Here is a 17,766-nt window from a genome sequence, read left to right on the forward strand (position 1 = left end):
GCGACGCCATCACTTCAGCCTGGCGCCATAGAAGGCGATGGCGCGCTGCAGCTCCGGCGCCTGCTTGGCGTACTCGTCCAGCGCGATGCCGGCGCGCGCCGCTTCCCAGGCCTGGCGCAGGCTGGCCACGCCAGCGGCGGCGCCGTCCGGATGCGCGAGGATGCCGCCGCCGGAAAGGAAGATCACGTCACTGCTGTTGATCGCGTCGAAGGTGGGGCGCACGGTGCCGGCCCACTGGCCGTTGGAAAACACCGGCATCACGGAGTCGCCGTCGGACATCTCCGCCAGGCAGGCGCGCGCCGACTCCACCACCTCGTCATTGCCTTCGGAGAACTTGCCGTTCAAGCCGTGCACATGCAGGTGATCCACGCCAGCCAGCCGCCACAGCGCCTGATAGGCCGGATAGGAAATCCCCAGCAAGGGCTCGCGCGACATCATGCCGAAACCATTGCGATGGCCGTGCAGCGCCAGCGAAGTGCTACGACGCAAACTTTGCACCGCGGAGTAGCCGCACCAGTTCAAGCTGACCATGGCGCAACTGCCGCCCTCGCGCTCGATCAGTTCGGCATGGCGGCGCATGCTGTCGAGGTCGTCGCTGATGTTGAAAGCCACCATGACGTTGCGCCCGCTTTTTTCGCGATACGCGCGCACCTGCCGCATCACCGCGCGCACCCGCTGCTCCAGCGGCGCATGCGCGGGATTGGCGCAGACCTCGTCATCCTTGATGAAGTCGACCCCGGCCTCGCACAGGCGCGCCACCAGCTCGCCGGTCTCGTCCGGCGACAGGCCGACATTGGGCTTGATGATGGTGCCCAGCAGCGGCACGTCAGCCACGCCGGTCAATCTGCGGGTGCCGGCGATGCCATGCCGCGGCAGGTCAAACTGGCGGCGATAGGCGGGCGGCAATTTCACATCCAGCAGGCGCAGCCCGGTGACTTCGCCCAGGTCGAACAGGTTGCCGGCGACGGTGGCAGCCAGCGTCGGCAAATTGGGACCGACGTTATCCACCGGGAAGGAAATGCGGATGCGCGCGCGACGATACGGCCCGGCGATGCGCTGGCGCTGCTGCCAGGCATTGGGCAGACTCGCTTCGGCCACGCTCTCCAGTTCGTCGATGGCCTCCACCACCGCACGCGCGCGGTCGCGCAGCTGGTCGGTCTCGCCCTGCACGCGCACGAAGGTGCCGCAGGACTGCTCGCCGGCCATCACCTCGGCCACGGCGGCCGGGTCCAGCGGCGTCTCGATCAGGTAGTCGGCGCTGAAGCGACTGCCGTCCGTCGGCAGGATGGCGGGGCCCATCATCACAGCGTGCTCAGGTCGGGGAAGGCGCGCACCGGATCGCTGCCGTCCCAGCCCTCGGACGACTCGCGGATGATGCGAAACACCTTGCCCTTGGGGCCGGCCACTTCCGACAACTCGATCACGGTGCCGGGGTGGTACTCGGTCTCGAAGTAGACGAAGCGCCCGCGCTCGCCGACTTCGCCGCTCATGCCCACCTTCCAGCCGCGCGCCAGCAGCAGCTGCAGGTCGCGATCGAAATCCTCGGTCCAATAGGCCACGTGCTGCAGGCCGGTCTGGCCGCCCTTCATGAAATCGCGATACATCGACGGCGTGTCGCTGCGCGCCTGGATCAGCTCGACCTGCACGCCGCCCGAGTTGGCCAGCGCCACCGAGTTGTGGATCTCGTAGGGCTGATCCTTATAGCGGTAGTTCTTCAGCGGCACCCGCTCCATGTAATAGAACGGGCCGACGCCCAATACCTCGGTCCAGTACTTCATCGCGGCTTCGATATCGGCCACGACGTAGCCCAGCTGTTTGATCTCTCCGAGAAAGCGGCTCATGGTTTTCCTTGTGATGTGGACGGGACAGGCGTGTTACGCCAGCTTTCCGGTGTATTTCTCCAGCAGCCCCCAGGCCTCGTCGCCGAACTTCTTGTGCCACTCGGCGTAGAAGCCGGCCGAGCGCAGCTTGGCGCGGAAGGCGGCATTGTCGATCTCGTTGAACTGCAGGCCCTTGGCCTTCATGTCGGCCACCAGCGATTCGTTCAACGCCTTGACGTCGACCCGCTGCTTCACGCCGGCCTCGTTGATGTTGCGCGTGACGATCTCCTGCAGGTCCTTGGGCATGCGCTCGAAGGACTTCTTGTTACCCATGAACCAGAAGCCGCTCCAGACGTGGTTGGTCATCGAGCAGAACTTTTGCACCTCGTAGAACTTGACGGTGGCGATTACCGCCAGCGGATTTTCCTGGCCTTCCACGATCTTGGTCTGCAGCGCCGAATACACCTCGGCGAAGTTGATGCTGGTGGGCGAAGCGTCGAAGCCGCGGAAGAGCGAGGTCGCCAGCGGACTGGGCGGCACGCGCAGCTTCATGCCCTTGAAGTCTTCCGGCTTGGCGATGGCGCGCGTGCTGGTGGTGACCTGTCGATAACCGTTGTCCCAGCATTTCTCGAACGCGAACAGGCTGGTCTTGGCCGCGATCTCGCGCCGCACGTAGGCGCCGAGCTCACCGTCCATGGCCGCCCACACCTGGCTGTAATCCTTGAAGGCGAAGCCCACGCCGCTGATCTGCCCGGCCGACACCAGCGTGCCCAGCACCTCCGGCGAGATGGTGAAGAAATCGATGGCGCCCGAACGCACCTGCGACAGCATGTCGGTGTCGGTGCCGAGCTGGCCGTTGGAATACACCTGCAGCTCGACCCGGCCCTTGGATTCGGCTGAGATCTTCTCGGCCATTTCCTTGGCGCGCACGTTCATCGGGTGCGACATCGGCAGGTTGTTGGCGTACTTCAGCGTGAATTCGGCGGCATGCGCCTGCGTGCCGTACAGGCCCGTGGCCGCAGCGGCGGAAACCAGCGTCGCCTTCTTCAGAAAATCGCGGCGGCTGGAAAAGTTGTCATCCGGCTGGTTCATCGTCGTCTCCCAATGATGTTGTGTGGGCGGATGGCCTGCCGGCTCTTTTTTCCGCCTTTGCTGATGATGTTTTCTGATTCGATTTGATTTAGACTTTGCCGGCACACCACATGCCGCAACGTCGCCGTTTTCATGCAGTTTCTGTCTCATCGCATCTGAAGCAAGGCGCAGAATATCGCCGCCTGATCGCACCGGTCAAAGTCCGTTTCTGATGGTTTTTGATGGTTTCATGTTTTCAGCAGACAGGCCATGTCCGAACAGAAAAAGCCGCCGCACACCGGCAATTCCAACAGCACCCGCGCCCGCGTGAGCGACATCGCGACCGCGGCCGGCGTCTCCACTGCGACCGTCGACCGCGTGTTGAACGGCCGTCCCGGCGTGCGCGCGGCGACCTTGCAAAAGGTGATGAAGGCGGCCGCCGCACTCGACTACCTGCCCGAGTCCGATCTCTACAAGGCGATGCGCCCGCGCCCGATGCAACTGGTGTTCCTGCTGCCGCCGCGCAGCAACCGCTACATGCAGATGCTGGGCGACTACATCGGCTTCGCCGAGGAGCACCTCGCGCCCTTCAACGTGCGCTGCAAATATCATCACATCGAAGGCTTCAATCCGCGCGTACTGGCGCAACGCCTGCTGCACTATGGCCGCCAGGCCGACGGCGTGGCCTGCATGGCGCTGGAGCATCCGCTGGTGCGCGAGGCGGTCAACACGCTGGCCGACGAAGGCGTGCATGTGGTGACGCTGATCTCGGATCTCTCCAACTCGCGTCGCGCCGCCTATGTCGGCATGGACAACCGTGCTGCCGGTCGCACCGCCGGTTACCTGCTGGCGCGCTTCCTGGGGCGCGACGTCACGCATCCTGCGGCCGGCCGCAAGCCCGGCAAGATTGCCATGATCGCCGGTAGCCTGAGCTATCGCGGCCACGAGGAAAGGGAGATGGGATTCCAGCACGTGCTGGAGGAGATCTGCCCGCAGGTGCAGGTGGTGGGCCTGCGCGAAGGGCATGACGATGCCGACACCAACTACAAGCAGGCGCGCATCCTGCTGGAGCAGTATCCCGACCTGGCGGGCATGTACAACATCGGCGGCGCCTCCGATGGCGTGGGTCGCGCACTGAGGGAAAGCGGGCGCGACCAGAAGGTGGTCTTCATCGGCCACGGCCTCACGCCCGACACCCGCGGCCTGCTGATCGACGGCACCATGGACGCGGTGCTGACCCAGCATCCGCAGAACATGATCATGAATTGCGTGCGCATCTTCACCAACCTGCGCGAGCGACGCGATGCATTGTCCGGCGTGGAGGCGGTGCGGATCAGCGTGATCCTGCGCGAGAACCTCCCCTGAAGCGCAGGCTCAGGTCGGCAACGACGGCATCAAGGCACTGCGCACGCCCCATGCCACGAACAGTTTGCCGCGACGCGGGCGGGCGCGGCGACGGCGCAGGCTGGCGTAGACCAGCTCGGCCAGCGTGCGTTGCTCGACGTCGCTCATCTTCAGCGACAAGCGATACATCTTCAGCAGCATCAGCGCATTGTTCATGAAAGCCAGGTCGGTGGCATCGCTGCGCGCCAACGCCGCCATCTGCGCGGCCAGCGTGAGGGTGCGCGCGCCGTCTGCGGGAGCGGCGGCGTGGTTCTCCGGTGCGTCCTGCAGGCCGATGCGATACAGCGCGTAGCGGTAGGCCGGCTCCAGTTCCTCGTCGCTGCCGGCGCGTTCTTCCATATTCACGCCGGCCAGTGCGGCCAACAGCTTTTCCAGCGCGGAGAAAGAGACCGCGTGGCCGCTCATCCCGGTCTCGCTCCAGCCGCCGCCGCCGGGGTCGAGCAGCCAGGCCAGGAAACCGTGGTCGAGTCGGGAATCGCGCGCGGCGCGGCTGACCAGCAAGCGCTGGGCGGTAGCCGTGTCTTCGGCGCTCATGCGGTAGTACTGCGGCGTCGAGGGCGACGGCATCCCGGCAGAAGCGTCGCGGCGCGCGTCGCGGCCATCGCCGCCGCACGCCTTGCGATAGGCGGCGAGGTCGGCGGCCAGGGCGTCGACTTCTTCCAGCGGCAAGCCGTTGGCCTGCGCCCATGCATAGGCGTCGGCCAGGTAGCGGCGATCGCCGAAGCTGAGGTAGTCGCGCGCCTGCGCTGCGGCGGCGGCGCCTGCACGGCGCGCCACCTGCGGCTCATCCTCGCGCCGCGCCACGCCAAACACGCGCTGCAGCAGCACCAGGTAGGCGTCGTCCCGCACGCTGTGCGCCAGGTTGTTGGCCTGGATGAGGTCGGCCAAATGCGGTGCGGCGGCCATCAGCTCGGCCATCGACGGCATGCGCACCAGCACCAGCCCGCGGATCACGCCCCCGGCCAGCGCCAGCGGGCCGGACGGCAGCACCAGCGATTCCATCATGCGCACCAGGTCGGTCTGTTGTTGCGGCGGCAGCGGCGCCTGCGGCTGCAGGTTGTAGAGCTCCAGATACTGGCGCATCAGCTGAGCGTAGTTGGCCGGATAGGCGGTCTGCTCCAGCGGCGACAGGCCGGCGTAGAACACCAGCGCCGCCTCGATCACCGGACGCCAGTCGCCGCTGCTGACGGCGCGCTGGAACACCGGCGCCCAGAAACGCTGGTCCAGCTCGGTGCGCTGATTGGCGGCGGCATAGCGTTCGTTGACGGTGTAGGCGCCGCTCTCGTCATAGACGATGGCGGAGAGCTCGGCGCGCGAGAGGCCGCTGAAGGGATTGGCCGCCCGGCCATACAGCGAATCCGTCGCCTGGCGCGCCTGCTTGATGCGGGCCGGGTCGTCCGACGGCGGCAGTTCGCTGTCGGCGCGGGCGATGGCATCGGCGCCGCGGCGTGCGGCCACCAGTCGCGCCTCGATTGCGTACAAGGTGGCGCGGGTGACGGGCAGCGGCGCGCCCTGCACGTCCTGTGTTTTGGCCGTGTCTGCGACCTCGCCGGCAGCGGTCGCCGCAGCGCCTTGCGCAGCATCGGATGCGGTAGCGGCGGTCGCGGCTTCGGCTGCGGCATCGTCGACGATGCTGGCGAAGGCCGCCAGCAGCCGGCCCTGGGCCGACAGGGTGAGGGTGACGCCTTCTTCCGGCGTGCCGGGATTTGCGTTCTGCGCGACGGGCGCGGGGTCGACGTTTTCCTGCTGGCTGGAGGTCTGCGTGAAGAGCGACAACGCATCGCGCGCCGCCACCGCGATTTCCGTTTCGATGGCCATTCCATTCTCCTTTTTTGGAGCTCTCATGGCTGATTACGGTCGACCTGCGGCGATCTTTACAGCAGTAAAGGACTTCGACGTAAATTATTCGTCAGTTTTCAAGTCTTTGTTTCCATTGGGAATTTTCGATCCGTTGCGTATCGGAACAGTCCGTCTCGGAAGCTCCCCGGCCGTCAATGCGACAGGATCTTGGAGAGGAATTGCCGGCTGCGCTCGGAATGCCCGCTGCCGCCGCCGAAGAAATCGTCCTTGCTGCGATCCTCGACGATGCTGCCCTGGTCCATGAAGATCACGCGATGCGCCACCTTGCGCGCAAAACCCATCTCGTGCGTGACGCAGATCATGGTCATGCCTTCCTGCGCCAGCTCCACCATCACGTCCAGCACCTCGTTGACCATTTCCGGGTCGAGCGCCGAGGTCGGCTCGTCGAACAGCATGCAGATCGGATCCATAGCCAGCGCGCGGGCGATCGCCACGCGCTGCTGCTGGCCGCCGGACAACTGGCCGGGATACTTGGCCGCATGCGCCTTCAGGCCCACCCGCTCCAGGTACTTCATGCCATGCGCATGCGCCTCTTCCTTGCCGCGACCAAGCACCTTGATCTGCGCCAGCGCCAGGTTGTCAGCGATAGAAAGGTGCGGGAACAACTCGAAATGCTGGAACACCATGCCCACCCGCGAGCGCAGCCTGGGCAGATTAGTGGCGCGGTCGTTGACCTGGATGCCGTCGACGGTGATGCGGCCTTCCTGGATCGGCTCCAGCGCGTTGATGGTCTTGATCAGCGTCGACTTGCCCGAGCCCGAGGGGCCGCACACCACCACCACTTCGCCCTTGGCGATGGCCGCGCTGCAATCGGACAGTACCTTGAAGCTGCCGTAATACTTGGAGACGTTTTCCAGCGTGATCATGCCGCCACTTTCTTCCGATAGCGCTTGACCATGAGCGACATGGAAAAGCAGATGATGAAATACACGGCGCCGGCCACGAACAGCAGTTCGATGATGCGGCCATTGCGTTCGCCGATGCTGTAAGCGCGGCCAAAGAAGTCGGCCAGCGCGCTGACGTACACCAGCGAGGTGTCCTGGAACAGCACGATGCCTTGCGTGAGCAACAGCGGCACCATGTTGCGAAAGGCCTGCGGCAGCACCACCATGCCCATCGCTTGCGGGTAAGTCAGGCCCAGCGCGTAGGCCGCGGCCATCTGCCCGCGCGAGACGCTGTTGATGCCGGCGCGGATGATCTCGGCGTAGTAGGCGGCCTCGAACAGCGCGAAGGCCACCAGCGCCGAAGTCATGCGCAGGTCGTTGGCCGGCGACAGGCCGAACAGCTTTTGCAGCAGCTGCGGCACGATCAGGAAGAACCACAGCAGCACCATCACCAGCGGGATGGAGCGAAACAGGTTCACATAGCCGGCTGCGAACCATTGCAACGGACGATGGCGCGACAGGCGCATCATCGCCAACAGCGTGCCCCAGGCCATGCCGAAGACGATCGCCACCAGCGTGATCTTGAGCGAGACCAGCATGCCGTCGCCCAGCACCTTGAGCGCGGCGGGCGTGACCGCGCTGAAATCGAATTCGTAAGCCACCGCCGTCTGCTTATTTGCCGGCCATGCCGGGCAGGCTGGTCTTGTGTTCGAGCAGGCGCATGCCCGCCATGACGCTGATGTTGATCAGCATGTAGGCCAGCGTGACGGCGATGAAGGCCTCATACGGCTGGGCCGTGTAGTCGACCAGCTGGCGTCCTTGCGCAGCCAGTTCCAGCAGGCCGATGGTGGAGGCCACGGCGGAGTTCTTGAAGATGTTGAGGAACTCGGACGTCAGCGGCGGCAGCACGATGCGCATGGCCATCGGCAGCAGCACGAAGCGATAGGTCTGCGGCAGCGTCAGCCCCAGCGCCAGGCCGGCGCCCTTCTGCCCGCGCGGCAGCGACTCGATGCCGGAGCGCACCTGCTCGCACACGCGGGCGGCGGTGAACATGCCCAGGCACAGCATGGCCATCACGAACTGCTGCGTCATCGGCGGCATGGCCTTGATGGCGTCGCCCCAGGGCAGCAGCTCGGGCATGGCGAAATACCAGATGAAGATCTGCACCAGCAGCGGCACATTGCGAAACAACTCTACATAGCAGGCGGCCAGTCCCGACAACAGCCGGTTGGGCAAGGTCCGCAAGATGCCCAGCAGCGTGCCCAGCGCCAGCGCCATGATCCAGGCCGACATGCCCAGCGCCACCGTCACGCCCAGCCCGGACAGGAGCCAGTCGAGGTAGGTCTGCCCGGCGCTGGGCGCCTGCAGGAAGACCGACCATTGCCATTGGTATGCCATCTCTTCACATCCTCATCGTGGCCGGCGCTCAGGGCGCCGGCTCGGCGAAGGGCAGGTCGCCCTCGCCTTGTCCTTCGGCGCGCATGCCGAAGGTGTTCAAGGTCATTGCCACCAGCGCGTAGTAGCCCAGCAAGCCCACCAGGTTGACCACCACCGGCAGGCCGAACAGTTCCACCGCCTGTGCATAGGTGGCCTGCGCGACGCGCTTGTCGCGGTACAGCTCGCTGGCGAAATTCCACACCACCTGCTCGTCGTGCTGCGTGAAGGACGGCGTCTGGCCGCGCCGGATCTGCTCGGCGACGTCGGCCGACAAACCCGCCGCTACCGCAATGGGCAGATGGATGTGCCACTCCGCCTGCGATTGCCAGGCCACTGCCGTGGCCAGGATCGCCAGCTCCGACAGGCGCAGCGACAAGCCGGTGTCGTAGCGGCAGAACGCGCCCAGCCGCTGCGCCAGCTCACCCAGTTGCGGGCTGTGGATCCAGGCCACGAAGGGACCGTTCAGGTTCTTGCGCGGCCCGGCCTGGATGGCGTCGAGCATGGCGGTCTGGTCGGGCGTCATCTGCGCGCGGCTGATCTGCGGCAGGCGGGATGGCTGGGTCATGCGGGTCTCCTCTTTCCTCTGGTCGGTCGAGCGTCAGATCATGCGCTCAATCCATGGGCTTGTCGCTGGGCGCGGCATACAGCTTGGAGACCGTGTCCGACATCGGGAAGTTGAAGCTCACGTTCTTCGGCGGAATCGGGAAGGTGAACCACTTGGCGTAGATCTTCTTGATCTCGCCGCTCTTCATCAGGCCCGACAAGGTGTCGTCGACCAGCTGCTTGAATTGCGGATCGTCGCGACGCACCATGAAGGCATAGGGCTCGGCGCCGAAGGGATTGCCGGTCAGCACCCAGTCGCCCGGCTTTTGCGCGGTGGTGCGCGCGCCGGCCAGCAGCACGTCATCCATCACGTAGGCGGCCACGCGGCCCGACTGCAGGATCAGGAAGGCTTCGCCGTAGTCCTTGGCGCTCTGGATCTGCATGTTCATCTTGCGATGTTCGTTCAGGTTGCGCAGCAGCTGCTCGGAGGTGGTGCCGGCGTTGGTCACCACCGCCTTGCCGGCCAGGTCCGGGAAGTCCTTGATGCCGCTGTCGCGCTTGGTCAGGATGCGGCTGCTGGCGACGAAGAAGTTGGTAGCGAAGGACACCTGCTGCCAGCGGTTCTTCAGGTTGCTGGTGACGCCGCATTCGAGGTCGATGGTGCCGTTCTGCAGCAGCGGCGTGCGGTTCTGCGAGGTCACCGGGACCATGCGCACTTCCAGTTTGGGCGCGCCCAGCTTGGCCTTCACTGCATCGATCACCTTGTTGCACAGGTCTTGCGAATAGCCGATCACCTGCTGGTTCTCATCGTAGTAGGAGAACGGAATGGAGCTGGTGCGGTGACCGATGGCGATCAGGTTGGCGTCCTTGATCTTTCCCAGCGTCGGACCCAATGCCGGGTCGGCGGCTTGCGCCGGCGATAGCGCTGCGAACATGAAGGACAGCATGGCGGCCGGTGCGGCCAGACGTTTCATTGCGTGCATCATTTACCCCTCCCTTGGAAATTCGGATCTGCGGATCTGCGTGGCGAATTGGCGTGCAGGCGGCTCAAGCCAGCGCGGCCGAGACAGCCTCGGCCAGCCGGCCGACGATGTCGGAAATGTCTTGCTGCGTGGCGATGAACGGCGGGGCCAGCAGGATGTGGTCGCCGCTGCGGCCGTCGATGGTGCCGCCCATCGGGTACACCAGCAGGCCGCGCTGCATGGCCTCGGACTTGACGCGGGCGTGGGTGCGCAACGCCGGATCGAGCGGCGCCTTGCTTGCACGGTCAGCCACCAGCTCGACGCCGACGAACAGGCCGCGCCCGCGCACGTCGCCCACATGCGCGTGCTGCGCAAACGCCTCGCGCAGTTCGGCGCGCAGCTGCTCGCCGCGCTGACGCACGTTGGCCAGCAGATTGTCTTCACGGATGGCGTCCTGCACGGCGAGCGCGGCGGCGCAGGCGGTGGCGTGACCGATGTAGGTGTGACCGTGCTGGAAGAAGCCGGAGCCCTGCAGCACCGCGCCGTAGATGCGATCGCTGCAGATCATGGCGCCGATCGGCTGGTAGCCGGCGCCCAGGCCCTTGGCGATGGCGACGATGTCGGGCTCGACGCCATCCTCCTCGCAAGCGAACAGATAGCCGGTGCGCCCCATGCCGGACATCACCTCATCCAGGATCAGCAGCACGCCGTATTTGTCGCACACCGCGCGCATCTTGCGGAAGTAGTCGCCCACCGGCGGCACTGCGCCGGCGGTGGCGCCGACCACGGTCTCGGCGACGAAGGCGGCGACCTGGTCGGCGCCCAGCGCGAGGATCTTTTGCTCCAGTTCATCGGCCAGGCGCTGCACGTATTGTGCGTCGCTCTCGCCGTCGCGGCGTTCGCGGTAGGCGTAGCACGGCGAGACGTGGTGCGCCTCGATCAGCAGCGGCATGAACATCTCGCGACGCCAGGCGTTGCCGCCGATGGCCAGCGCTCCCAGCGTGTTGCCGTGATAGCTCTGGCGGCGCGCGATGAAGTACTTGCGCTGCGCCTGGCCGGTCTCGACGTGGTACTGGCGCGCCAGCTTCAGCGCCGCCTCGACCGCTTCCGATCCGCCGGAGAGGAAGTAGACATGGTTCAGCGAACCCGGCGCCGCGTCGGCCAGCATCGCGGCCAGCCGCTCGGCGGGCTCGGTGGTGAAAAAGGACGTATGGGCGTAGGCCAGTTGGCCAACCTGCTTGCGGATCGCCTCGACCACGCGCGGATGGCCGTGCCCCAGGCAGGAGACGGCAGCGCCGCCGGATGCGTCTAGGTAGCGCTTGCCCTCGCTGTCGATCAGCGCCATGCCTTCGCCGGCCACGGCGACCGGAAGCTTGCTGCGGGGATTGCGGTGGAATACGTGCGTCATGCGATTGCCCTTTACGGTGTGCTGCAACGCGCTGTTGCCTGCGCTCACGACGCAGCAACATTCGTTGCAAATTCAACTTGAAGCGCAATATAAATGAACGCAACGCGGCTTGCAACATATGTTGCACATTATTTTTATATTGATTTTTTTGGTGCATTTGCAGCATTCTTTCGGTGCACCGTCGAACGCCAGGGCACGCCGATGGCGCACCGCAGCGCCTGCCGCCGTGCAGCACGAGGCAACGCAACAACATCGCGACGCGACCAGCCGAGGCACAAAAAGAAAGGGGCGCCGTGCGCCCCTGTGGATAAGAAAAGTGGGGGAAGCCCGCGCTAGCGCGCGACGTAGGCGCCGGTGCTGTGCAGGCCTTGCTCGGCCTGCTCCAGCCGTTTGACGGCGTGCTCGTCGTCGATAGAGATCACCAGTTCGATCAGGCTCTCGGCCACCGCCGTGGCGGCCGCCATCGACGGGAAGAAGGACGGGCTCTCATGCGAGAACAGCAGGCAGTGGTCGGCCTTGAGCGCGATCGGCGCCACCGCGCTGTCGGTCAGCGCGATCAGCTTGGCGCCGGCCGCAGTGGCCGCCTCGGCCACCCGCACGGCCTCGGCCGAATAGGGCGCGAAGCTGATCACCACCACCGCGTCCTGCGGCGCGAAGGCGCGCAGTTCGAGGTCGAGCGAGCCCTCGCTGCCGCGCACCAGCGACACCGAGCTGCGGAACAGGCGATACAGGTAATGCAGCAGGAAGGAGATCGAGAACGCCGCGCGGAAACCCGCGATATGCACCTGGCGCGCCTTGGCCAACGCGCGCGCGGCGGCCAGCATGCGGTCGGCGCTCTTGGGCTCGGAGGCATCGAGATTGGCGCGCTGCGCGGTGAACAACTCGGCCACCAGCTTGTCGCTGTTGCTGCGCCGGACGATGCTCTTGGCCTTGAAGGCGTAGGCCTTGGGGTCGCCCGCCAGGCGTTCGACAAACAGCGCGCGCAGCTCGGCCCAACCGGCGAAGCCGAGGTACTGCGCCAGGCGCACGAAGGTGGACGGCTGCACCTGCGCCTTTTGCGACAAGGCGCGCATGGTCGAGACCGCCACCTCGCCCGGATTGTCCAGCAGGAAGGCGGCGCCGGCCTGGAACTGCGGCCGCATGTCGGTGAAGCGCTCGCGAATCGCAGCGTCCAGTTCGGCGAAGGTGTGCGGCGCCGGGTCGGCGTTGCTGGTGTGGCTCGTAGTGCTCATGGGCGGCAGGCGTGATCGGGTGAAAACCCGAGCGATGGTAGCAAACAATCGTGCGCCTATCGCAACATTTGTTGCAATCGATGGATGAGGCGTTTCACGCCCATACGAATGGCGCGGCGGCCTTTTCTGCACACAACGGTCGGCGATACGCTTCGTTTCGCCCATCCTGATATGCGAGTCCGACGTAGAAAAAAAACCACGCCGCGCCGCAAAAAGATAAAAATAATTTACCCCGGATTGGCCTTGGGCAACCCGCCGCAAACCCTGTTGCAATCACACTTCCCCCAGTAAGAACGATCGTTCTCTTCCGCCTGCTCGCGGGCCGCGGGAGCGGATTCCCCCGGCTTGCGAATATTGCCGCACGGATTTCAGGATTTCTCCGATGCCCCACCGCCACGGGCCACTCTACAGTCGGCTCAAAGGGGGAATTAACATGAACAAAAAAGTCTTTGCAGCGGCCGTCGTGACTGCCGCCATCTTCAGCCAGGTCAACTGGGGCAGCGCCTTGCTGGCGGCGACCTCGGGCGCGCTTGCCATCTCGGTCACTGTCGCGGAGAAATGCCGCGTCGATTTCTCGGAAGGCAGCGCCGACTTCTTCCAGGTGTGCTCGGCCTCGGCCGGGGTGGCCAATGAGCGCTCGCAGAATGTGCTGGGGTCGGCGCTGGCGATCGACGCTGCGGCCGATCCCTACTTCCTCGACCGCGATCCGGACAATCCGGGCCGCGAAGCCGCCGCTCCACCCGGCAGCGCAGCCGCCACCGGGGTAGCCGCGCCGACGGCCGGCGCACGCCGCGGCCCGAAGGTGGTGGTCATCAATTATTGAGTCGCCTGTCGGGCAGCTGACGCCGCTCAGGCGTCGCCGCCCTCGCCCACCGCCACCCGGCGCTTTTCCTGGCGCTGCAGGTAGTGGTTGGGCGTGGTCTGCAAGGCCTTGCGAAACATGTTGGAAAACGCGCTCTGGCTCTTGTAGCCCAGCGCCTGCGCCACCACCCCCACCGCATCGCCCTTGGCCAGGCGCACCAGCGCTTCACTCAGATGCACCTGCTGTACCCAGTGGCGGAACTGCAGCCCGGTCTCCTTCGGAAACAAACGGATCACCGTGCGCACGCTGGCGCCGCCGACGCCGGCCCAGTCGGCCAGCGAGAACTGGCGCCCGGGATCGTCCAGGATCGCTTCGCAGATGGCCGCCAGGCGGCGGTCGCGCGGCCAGGGAATCTCGACCGGAATCGACGGCGCACGCGACAGTTCCGACATGATCAGCTCAGCCACATGGCCGGCACGGCTGTCGGGGCGATAGTCGTTCGATTCGTCCAGCAGCGCCAGGATCAGCTCGCGCAGCAGCACCGACACCTCCAGCAGGCGGCAGCGTTCGCCGATGTTGCGTCCTTCTTCTTCACCGATGTACAGCGTGCGCATGCTGACCTTGCTCAGCATGCGGATCTCATGCTCGACGAACGGCGGCACCCACAGCGCGCGTTGCGGCGGCACCAGCCACACGCCCTGAGGCGTGCGCACCTGCATCACGCCGTCCACCGCATACAGCAGCTGGCCGCGCTGGTGCGAATGGGCCGTCAGCAGGTCGCGGTAGCGCAGCTCGCGCGCAAACGCCACCACGGCGCAGTCGGCGCTTTGCAACGCCGCCACTTCGCGGCTGGGGCTGACCTGGCGGATCTGGGTGACCATGGCATTTATTCGGCAATAAGTGGCATAAGCAGGAATAGATGCCAATGATACGCTTGCTCCATCCTATCCACGTCAACAATCCACCATGACCAGCACCACCGACAGCGACGCCAGCGCGCCGCAAGCTTCCCCTTTGCCATCGGCTGCCGCATCGGCCGCCCAACCGCTGGTGATGAGCATCATCCTGGCCTGCGGCGGCGCCCACCTGATCAATGACATGATCCAGGCGCTGCTGCCGTCGATCTATCCGATGCTCAAGACCGGCTACGGCCTGACGTTCACCCAGGTCGGCCTGATCACGCTCACCTTCCAGGTCACGGCGTCGCTGCTGCAGCCGTGGATCGGCATGTACACCGACCGTCACCCCAAACCCTGGCTGCTGCCCTGCGGCGCGGTGGCCACCCTGATCGGCATCGTGCTGCTAGCCATGGCCGGCAGCTTCCACGCATTCCTGCTGGCGGCGGCGCTGGTGGGCATCGGCTCCTCGACCTTCCACCCGGAAGCCTCGCGCATTGCGCGCATGGCCTCGGGCGGCCGCTTCGGCCTGGCGCAGTCGACCTTCCAGGTCGGCGGCAACGCCGGCTCGGCCTTCGGCCCGCTGCTGGCGGCCGCCATCGTGGTGCCTTACGGCCAGGGCAACGTGCTGTGGTTCGTGCTGCTGGCGGTGCTGGCGATCTTCGTGCTTTCGCGCGTGTCGGCCTGGTATCGCAGCCACCTGGCCGCGACCAAGGGCAAAGGGAAGGCGCGTGCCGGCCACCAGCTGCCCGCCTCGACCGTGCGTCGCGCGCTGGTGGTGCTGGCGCTGCTGGTGTTTTCCAAGTACTTCTACATGGCCAGCTTCACCAGCTACTTCACGTTCTACCTGATTGATCGCTTCGGCATGTCGGTGGCGAGCTCGCAGCTTTACCTGTTCCTGTTCCTGGGCGCGGTGGCGGTGGGCACCTTCGTCGGCGGCCCGATCGGCGACAAGATCGGCCGCAAGCTGGTGATCTGGATCTCCATCCTCGGCGCCGCGCCGTTCGCGCTGCTGCTGCCGCACGCCAACCTGTTCTGGACCGGGGTGCTGTCGGTGGTGATCGGCGTGGTGATCGCCTCGGCCTTCTCGGCCATCGTGGTGTATGCGCAGGAGCTGGTGCCGGGCAAGGTGGGCATGATCGCCGGTGTGTTCTTCGGCCTGATGTTCGGCTTCGGCGGCATCGGCGCGGCGCTGCTGGGCCACCTGGCCGACCTGTACGGCATCGCCTGGGTCTACGGCCTGTGCGCCTTCCTGCCGCTGGCCGGCCTGCTGACCGTGTTCCTGCCCAACCTGAAGGAAGGGCCCGCCTGACGCGGCGCTGGGATTGCCTGCGATCACTTCCGATCGCGCATGACAGCATGAAAAAAGGGCAGCCTCGGCTGCCCTTTTTGTTTGCCTCCGCAAGGATCAACGCACCTGCATCTCGAACACCGCACCTCGGGCGCGGGCGTCGCTCAGCTTGAACAGGGTGACGATGTCGGCCAGGCGGCTGGCCTGTTCCTGCAGCGACTGCGCGCCGGCTGCAGCTTGCTCCACCAGCGCCGCGTTCTGCTGGGTGGCCTGGTCCATGTGCGCGATGGCGTCGTTGGTCTGGTTGATGCCCTGGCTCTGCTCGCGGCTGGCGGAGCTGATCTCGGCCACCACGTCGCTGACCTTTTGCACGCTCTCGACCACGCTGCGAATCGTGGCGCCTGCATCGGCCACGCTTTGTTCGCCGGCGCGCACCTGCTCCACCGAGTCGCCGATCAGCACCTTGATCTCCTTGGCGGCGGTAGCCGAACGCTGGGCCAGCGAGCGCACTTCGGAAGCGACGACCGCAAAGCCGCGGCCCTGTTCCCCTGCGCGCGCGGCTTCGACCGCGGCATTCAGCGCCAGGATGTTGGTCTGGAAAGCAATGCCGTCGATCACGCTGATGATGTCGACGATCTTTTGCGACGAGCCGTTGATGGCGCTCATGGTCTGCACCACCTGCTCCACCATCACGCCGCCGCGACCGGCGATCTCGGACGCCGACTGCGAGAGCTGGTTGGCCTGCATTGCGTTGTCGGCGTTATGGCGCACGCTGGAGGTCAGCTCCTCCATGGCGGCGGCGGTCTCTTCCAGCGAGCTGGCCTGGGTCTCGGTGCGCTGCGACAGGTCCATGTTGCCGCTGGCGATATCGCGCGAGGCGGCGTGGATGGTGTGGCTGGCGTCGCGGATGTCGATCATCACGCCTTCGATCTTGTCGACGAAGCGGTTGAAGGCGGCGCCGATGCGCGCCAGCTCATCACCGCCATCGGTGCCCAGGCGGCGGGTCAGGTCGCCGTCGCCGTCGGCGATTTCTTCCAGCGCGCCCTGCACCAACGACAGGCGGCGCAAGGCGCGCGACACCAGCGCGCCCAGCACCAGCGCGGCCAGCACGGTGACCAGCACTGCCGTCACGGCCGAGGTGCTGAGCATGGTGGACAGCGGCGCGGTGGCGTCGGCGCGGTCCAGCGCCACCACCAGCAGCCAGTCGCTGCCGGCGACCTTGGCGGAAAACAGCATCTTGTCGCGACCGTCCAGCTTCACGTCCTGGTGGCCGTGCGCGGCGGCGCTGTCGGCCAGCGACTGCGCGCTGATGGAAGGATCGAGGTCGGCCAGCGGCTTCAGGCGCAGCTTCTCGTTGGCGTGGGCGATCACCTTGCCGCTGGTGTCGACCAGGAAGGCGTAGCTGTTGGGCGTGGGCTTGATGGACAGCACGTCGTTGACCACCGTGTCGAGCAGCACGTCGGCCGCCGCCACGGCGCTGACCTGGCCGGCACTGCCGACCGCCTCGGCGAAGGTCACCAACAGCTTGCCGTTGCTGGCGCCGATATAGGGCGCAGTCACCACCGGCGCGCCGCTCTTGGCGGCCTGCTGGTACCAGGGACGCTTGGTCGGATCGTAGTCCGCCGCGCGGGTGCGCTGCTGCGAGAACACCGCGTGCTTGTCTTCATAACCGATGTAGGCCAGGTCGAACTCGCCGGCCTGCTCGGCTGCCTTCACAAAGGGCAGCGGATCGGGCGCGCCGGCGGCCTGTTTGATGGAGGAGACCACCAGTTTCTTGGACTTCACCCATTCGCCGATGGCAGCGGCGCGGCCCTGGGCCAACTGCTCCAGCTGGCTGTCCAGCGCAGACATGGTGCTGGAGCGTGCAGTAACGAAGTTGGCGAGCACGATGGCCAGCATCGCCAGCACGACGATGCCGGCGCAGATGGCGATAAGGCGGGTACGCAAGGACGAGAAATTCATAAAGTTTCCACAAGGACAAACAGCGGGACGGACAGCACATCACGGCCTCCGGCTACGGAGGGCTACGAACGGATAAACGGATAAACGGATGAATCGGTTGGGTTGAGCCGGGAGGCCGATCGGCGGACACGACGGTCCGGCGAGGAGGTTAAAGGGATTTTATGACTGGGACGTTACTGCTGAGCTCCGGCGGT

At 65.8% G+C, this 17,766-nt stretch carries 16 protein-coding genes; 3 read left to right on the forward strand and 13 right to left on the reverse strand.

The window, feature by feature from the left end; translation table 11 throughout:
• Positions 1 to 9 precede the first annotated feature (9 nt).
• From J8I26_RS11535 to J8I26_RS11545, 3 genes are read right to left on the reverse strand one after another with little or no spacing between them, the layout of a single operon-like run.
• A complete protein-coding gene (locus J8I26_RS11535; protein ID WP_209607381.1) occupies positions 10 to 1,299 on the reverse strand; it encodes a ribulose-bisphosphate carboxylase large subunit family protein in 1,290 nt (429 codons plus the stop codon).
• A gap of 2 nt (positions 1,300 to 1,301) precedes the next feature.
• On the reverse strand, positions 1,302 to 1,841 hold the full coding sequence (locus J8I26_RS11540) for a VOC family protein (RefSeq protein WP_209607250.1): 540 nt from the start codon (positions 1,839 to 1,841) through the stop codon (positions 1,302 to 1,304).
• A 33-nt stretch (positions 1,842 to 1,874) separates the two neighbouring features.
• Positions 1,875 to 2,912, reverse strand: coding sequence for a TRAP transporter substrate-binding protein (locus J8I26_RS11545; protein ID WP_209607251.1), 1,038 nt, complete (start codon positions 2,910 to 2,912; stop codon positions 1,875 to 1,877).
• A 249-nt stretch (positions 2,913 to 3,161) separates the two neighbouring features.
• Between J8I26_RS11545 and J8I26_RS11550 the strand changes: the two genes are divergently transcribed.
• Positions 3,162 to 4,256: a LacI family DNA-binding transcriptional regulator gene (locus J8I26_RS11550; RefSeq protein WP_209607252.1), complete on the forward strand. Its 1,095-nt coding sequence runs from the start codon at positions 3,162 to 3,164 to the stop codon at positions 4,254 to 4,256.
• A 9-nt stretch (positions 4,257 to 4,265) separates the two neighbouring features.
• Here J8I26_RS11550 and J8I26_RS11555 read toward each other — a convergent pair whose 3' ends face one another.
• The 8 genes from J8I26_RS11555 to J8I26_RS11590 all read right to left on the reverse strand — a co-directional run bounded on the left by J8I26_RS11555 (position 4,266) and on the right by J8I26_RS11590 (position 12,621).
• Positions 4,266 to 6,113, reverse strand: coding sequence for a hypothetical protein (locus tag J8I26_RS11555; RefSeq protein WP_209607253.1), 1,848 nt, complete (start codon positions 6,111 to 6,113; stop codon positions 4,266 to 4,268).
• Between the two features lie 173 nt (positions 6,114 to 6,286).
• A complete protein-coding gene (locus tag J8I26_RS11560) occupies positions 6,287 to 7,021 on the reverse strand; it encodes an amino acid ABC transporter ATP-binding protein (protein ID WP_209607254.1) in 735 nt (244 codons plus the stop codon).
• Positions 7,018 to 7,701: a glutamate/aspartate ABC transporter permease GltK gene (gene gltK / locus J8I26_RS11565; RefSeq protein ID WP_209607255.1), complete on the reverse strand. Its 684-nt coding sequence runs from the start codon at positions 7,699 to 7,701 to the stop codon at positions 7,018 to 7,020. The genes J8I26_RS11560 and gltK overlap by 4 nt, the downstream gene beginning before the upstream one ends.
• Before the next feature lie 10 nt (positions 7,702 to 7,711).
• Positions 7,712 to 8,437 carry an amino acid ABC transporter permease gene (locus J8I26_RS11570; protein ID WP_209607256.1) on the reverse strand — a complete coding sequence of 242 codons (726 nt, stop codon included), beginning with the start codon at positions 8,435 to 8,437 and terminating at the stop codon, positions 7,712 to 7,714.
• A 28-nt stretch (positions 8,438 to 8,465) separates the two neighbouring features.
• A complete protein-coding gene (locus J8I26_RS11575; protein ID WP_209607257.1) occupies positions 8,466 to 9,041 on the reverse strand; it encodes a carboxymuconolactone decarboxylase family protein in 576 nt (191 codons plus the stop codon).
• A 46-nt stretch (positions 9,042 to 9,087) separates the two neighbouring features.
• Positions 9,088 to 9,993, reverse strand: coding sequence for a transporter substrate-binding domain-containing protein (locus J8I26_RS11580; RefSeq protein WP_209607258.1), 906 nt, complete (start codon positions 9,991 to 9,993; stop codon positions 9,088 to 9,090).
• Positions 9,994 to 10,066: 73 nt separating this feature from the next.
• Positions 10,067 to 11,389, reverse strand: coding sequence for an aspartate aminotransferase family protein (locus J8I26_RS11585; protein ID WP_209607259.1), 1,323 nt, complete (start codon positions 11,387 to 11,389; stop codon positions 10,067 to 10,069).
• 332 nt (positions 11,390 to 11,721) lie between these two features.
• Positions 11,722 to 12,621, reverse strand: coding sequence for a MurR/RpiR family transcriptional regulator (locus J8I26_RS11590; protein ID WP_209607260.1), 900 nt, complete (start codon positions 12,619 to 12,621; stop codon positions 11,722 to 11,724).
• Positions 12,622 to 13,054: 433 nt separating this feature from the next.
• Between J8I26_RS11590 and J8I26_RS11595 the strand changes: the two genes are divergently transcribed.
• Positions 13,055 to 13,444 (forward strand): hypothetical protein, encoded by a 390-nt coding sequence (locus J8I26_RS11595; protein ID WP_245200269.1) that lies wholly within the window; start codon positions 13,055 to 13,057, stop codon positions 13,442 to 13,444.
• Positions 13,445 to 13,470: 26 nt separating this feature from the next.
• On the opposite strand, the gene J8I26_RS11600 is transcribed toward J8I26_RS11595, so the two are convergent.
• Entirely contained in the window at positions 13,471 to 14,304 is an 834-nt protein-coding gene (locus J8I26_RS11600) for a helix-turn-helix transcriptional regulator (RefSeq protein ID WP_209607262.1), read from the reverse strand.
• 85 nt (positions 14,305 to 14,389) lie between these two features.
• Here J8I26_RS11600 and J8I26_RS11605 point away from each other — a divergent pair, with 85 nt between their 5' ends.
• Positions 14,390 to 15,631 (forward strand): MFS transporter, encoded by a 1,242-nt coding sequence (locus J8I26_RS11605; protein ID WP_209607263.1) that lies wholly within the window; start codon positions 14,390 to 14,392, stop codon positions 15,629 to 15,631.
• 96 nt (positions 15,632 to 15,727) lie between these two features.
• On the opposite strand, the gene J8I26_RS11610 is transcribed toward J8I26_RS11605, so the two are convergent.
• Positions 15,728 to 17,572 carry a methyl-accepting chemotaxis protein gene (locus J8I26_RS11610; RefSeq protein ID WP_209607264.1) on the reverse strand — a complete coding sequence of 615 codons (1,845 nt, stop codon included), beginning with the start codon at positions 17,570 to 17,572 and terminating at the stop codon, positions 15,728 to 15,730.
• Positions 17,573 to 17,766 lie beyond the last annotated feature (194 nt).

The sequence above is a fragment of the Herbaspirillum sp. LeCh32-8 genome (assembly GCF_017814915.1).
In the GTDB taxonomy this organism is placed as follows: domain Bacteria; phylum Pseudomonadota; class Gammaproteobacteria; order Burkholderiales; family Burkholderiaceae_D; genus Herbaspirillum.

What these genes read in the sequence shown, in the direction of transcription:
- J8I26_RS11535 (WP_209607381.1), bottom strand. Translation starts at nt 1,299, where the DNA reads ATGGGCCCCGCCATCCTGCCGACGGACGGCAGTCGCTTCAGCGCCGAC.
- J8I26_RS11540 (WP_209607250.1), bottom strand. Translation starts at nt 1,841, where the DNA reads ATGAGCCGCTTTCTCGGAGAGATCAAACAGCTGGGCTACGTCGTGGCC.
- J8I26_RS11545 (WP_209607251.1), bottom strand. Translation starts at nt 2,912, where the DNA reads ATGAACCAGCCGGATGACAACTTTTCCAGCCGCCGCGATTTTCTGAAG.
- J8I26_RS11550 (WP_209607252.1), top strand. Translation starts at nt 3,162, where the DNA reads ATGTCCGAACAGAAAAAGCCGCCGCACACCGGCAATTCCAACAGCACC.
- J8I26_RS11555 (WP_209607253.1), bottom strand. Translation starts at nt 6,113, where the DNA reads ATGGCCATCGAAACGGAAATCGCGGTGGCGGCGCGCGATGCGTTGTCG.
- J8I26_RS11560 (WP_209607254.1), bottom strand. Translation starts at nt 7,021, where the DNA reads ATGATCACGCTGGAAAACGTCTCCAAGTATTACGGCAGCTTCAAGGTA.
- J8I26_RS11570 (WP_209607256.1), bottom strand. Translation starts at nt 8,437, where the DNA reads ATGGCATACCAATGGCAATGGTCGGTCTTCCTGCAGGCGCCCAGCGCC.
- J8I26_RS11575 (WP_209607257.1), bottom strand. Translation starts at nt 9,041, where the DNA reads ATGACCCAGCCATCCCGCCTGCCGCAGATCAGCCGCGCGCAGATGACG.
- J8I26_RS11580 (WP_209607258.1), bottom strand. Translation starts at nt 9,993, where the DNA reads ATGAAACGTCTGGCCGCACCGGCCGCCATGCTGTCCTTCATGTTCGCA.
- J8I26_RS11585 (WP_209607259.1), bottom strand. Translation starts at nt 11,389, where the DNA reads ATGACGCACGTATTCCACCGCAATCCCCGCAGCAAGCTTCCGGTCGCC.
- J8I26_RS11590 (WP_209607260.1), bottom strand. Translation starts at nt 12,621, where the DNA reads ATGAGCACTACGAGCCACACCAGCAACGCCGACCCGGCGCCGCACACC.
- J8I26_RS11595 (WP_245200269.1), top strand. Translation starts at nt 13,055, where the DNA reads ATGAACAAAAAAGTCTTTGCAGCGGCCGTCGTGACTGCCGCCATCTTC.
- J8I26_RS11600 (WP_209607262.1), bottom strand. Translation starts at nt 14,304, where the DNA reads ATGGTCACCCAGATCCGCCAGGTCAGCCCCAGCCGCGAAGTGGCGGCG.
- J8I26_RS11605 (WP_209607263.1), top strand. Translation starts at nt 14,390, where the DNA reads ATGACCAGCACCACCGACAGCGACGCCAGCGCGCCGCAAGCTTCCCCT.
- J8I26_RS11610 (WP_209607264.1), bottom strand. Translation starts at nt 17,572, where the DNA reads ATGAATTTCTCGTCCTTGCGTACCCGCCTTATCGCCATCTGCGCCGGC.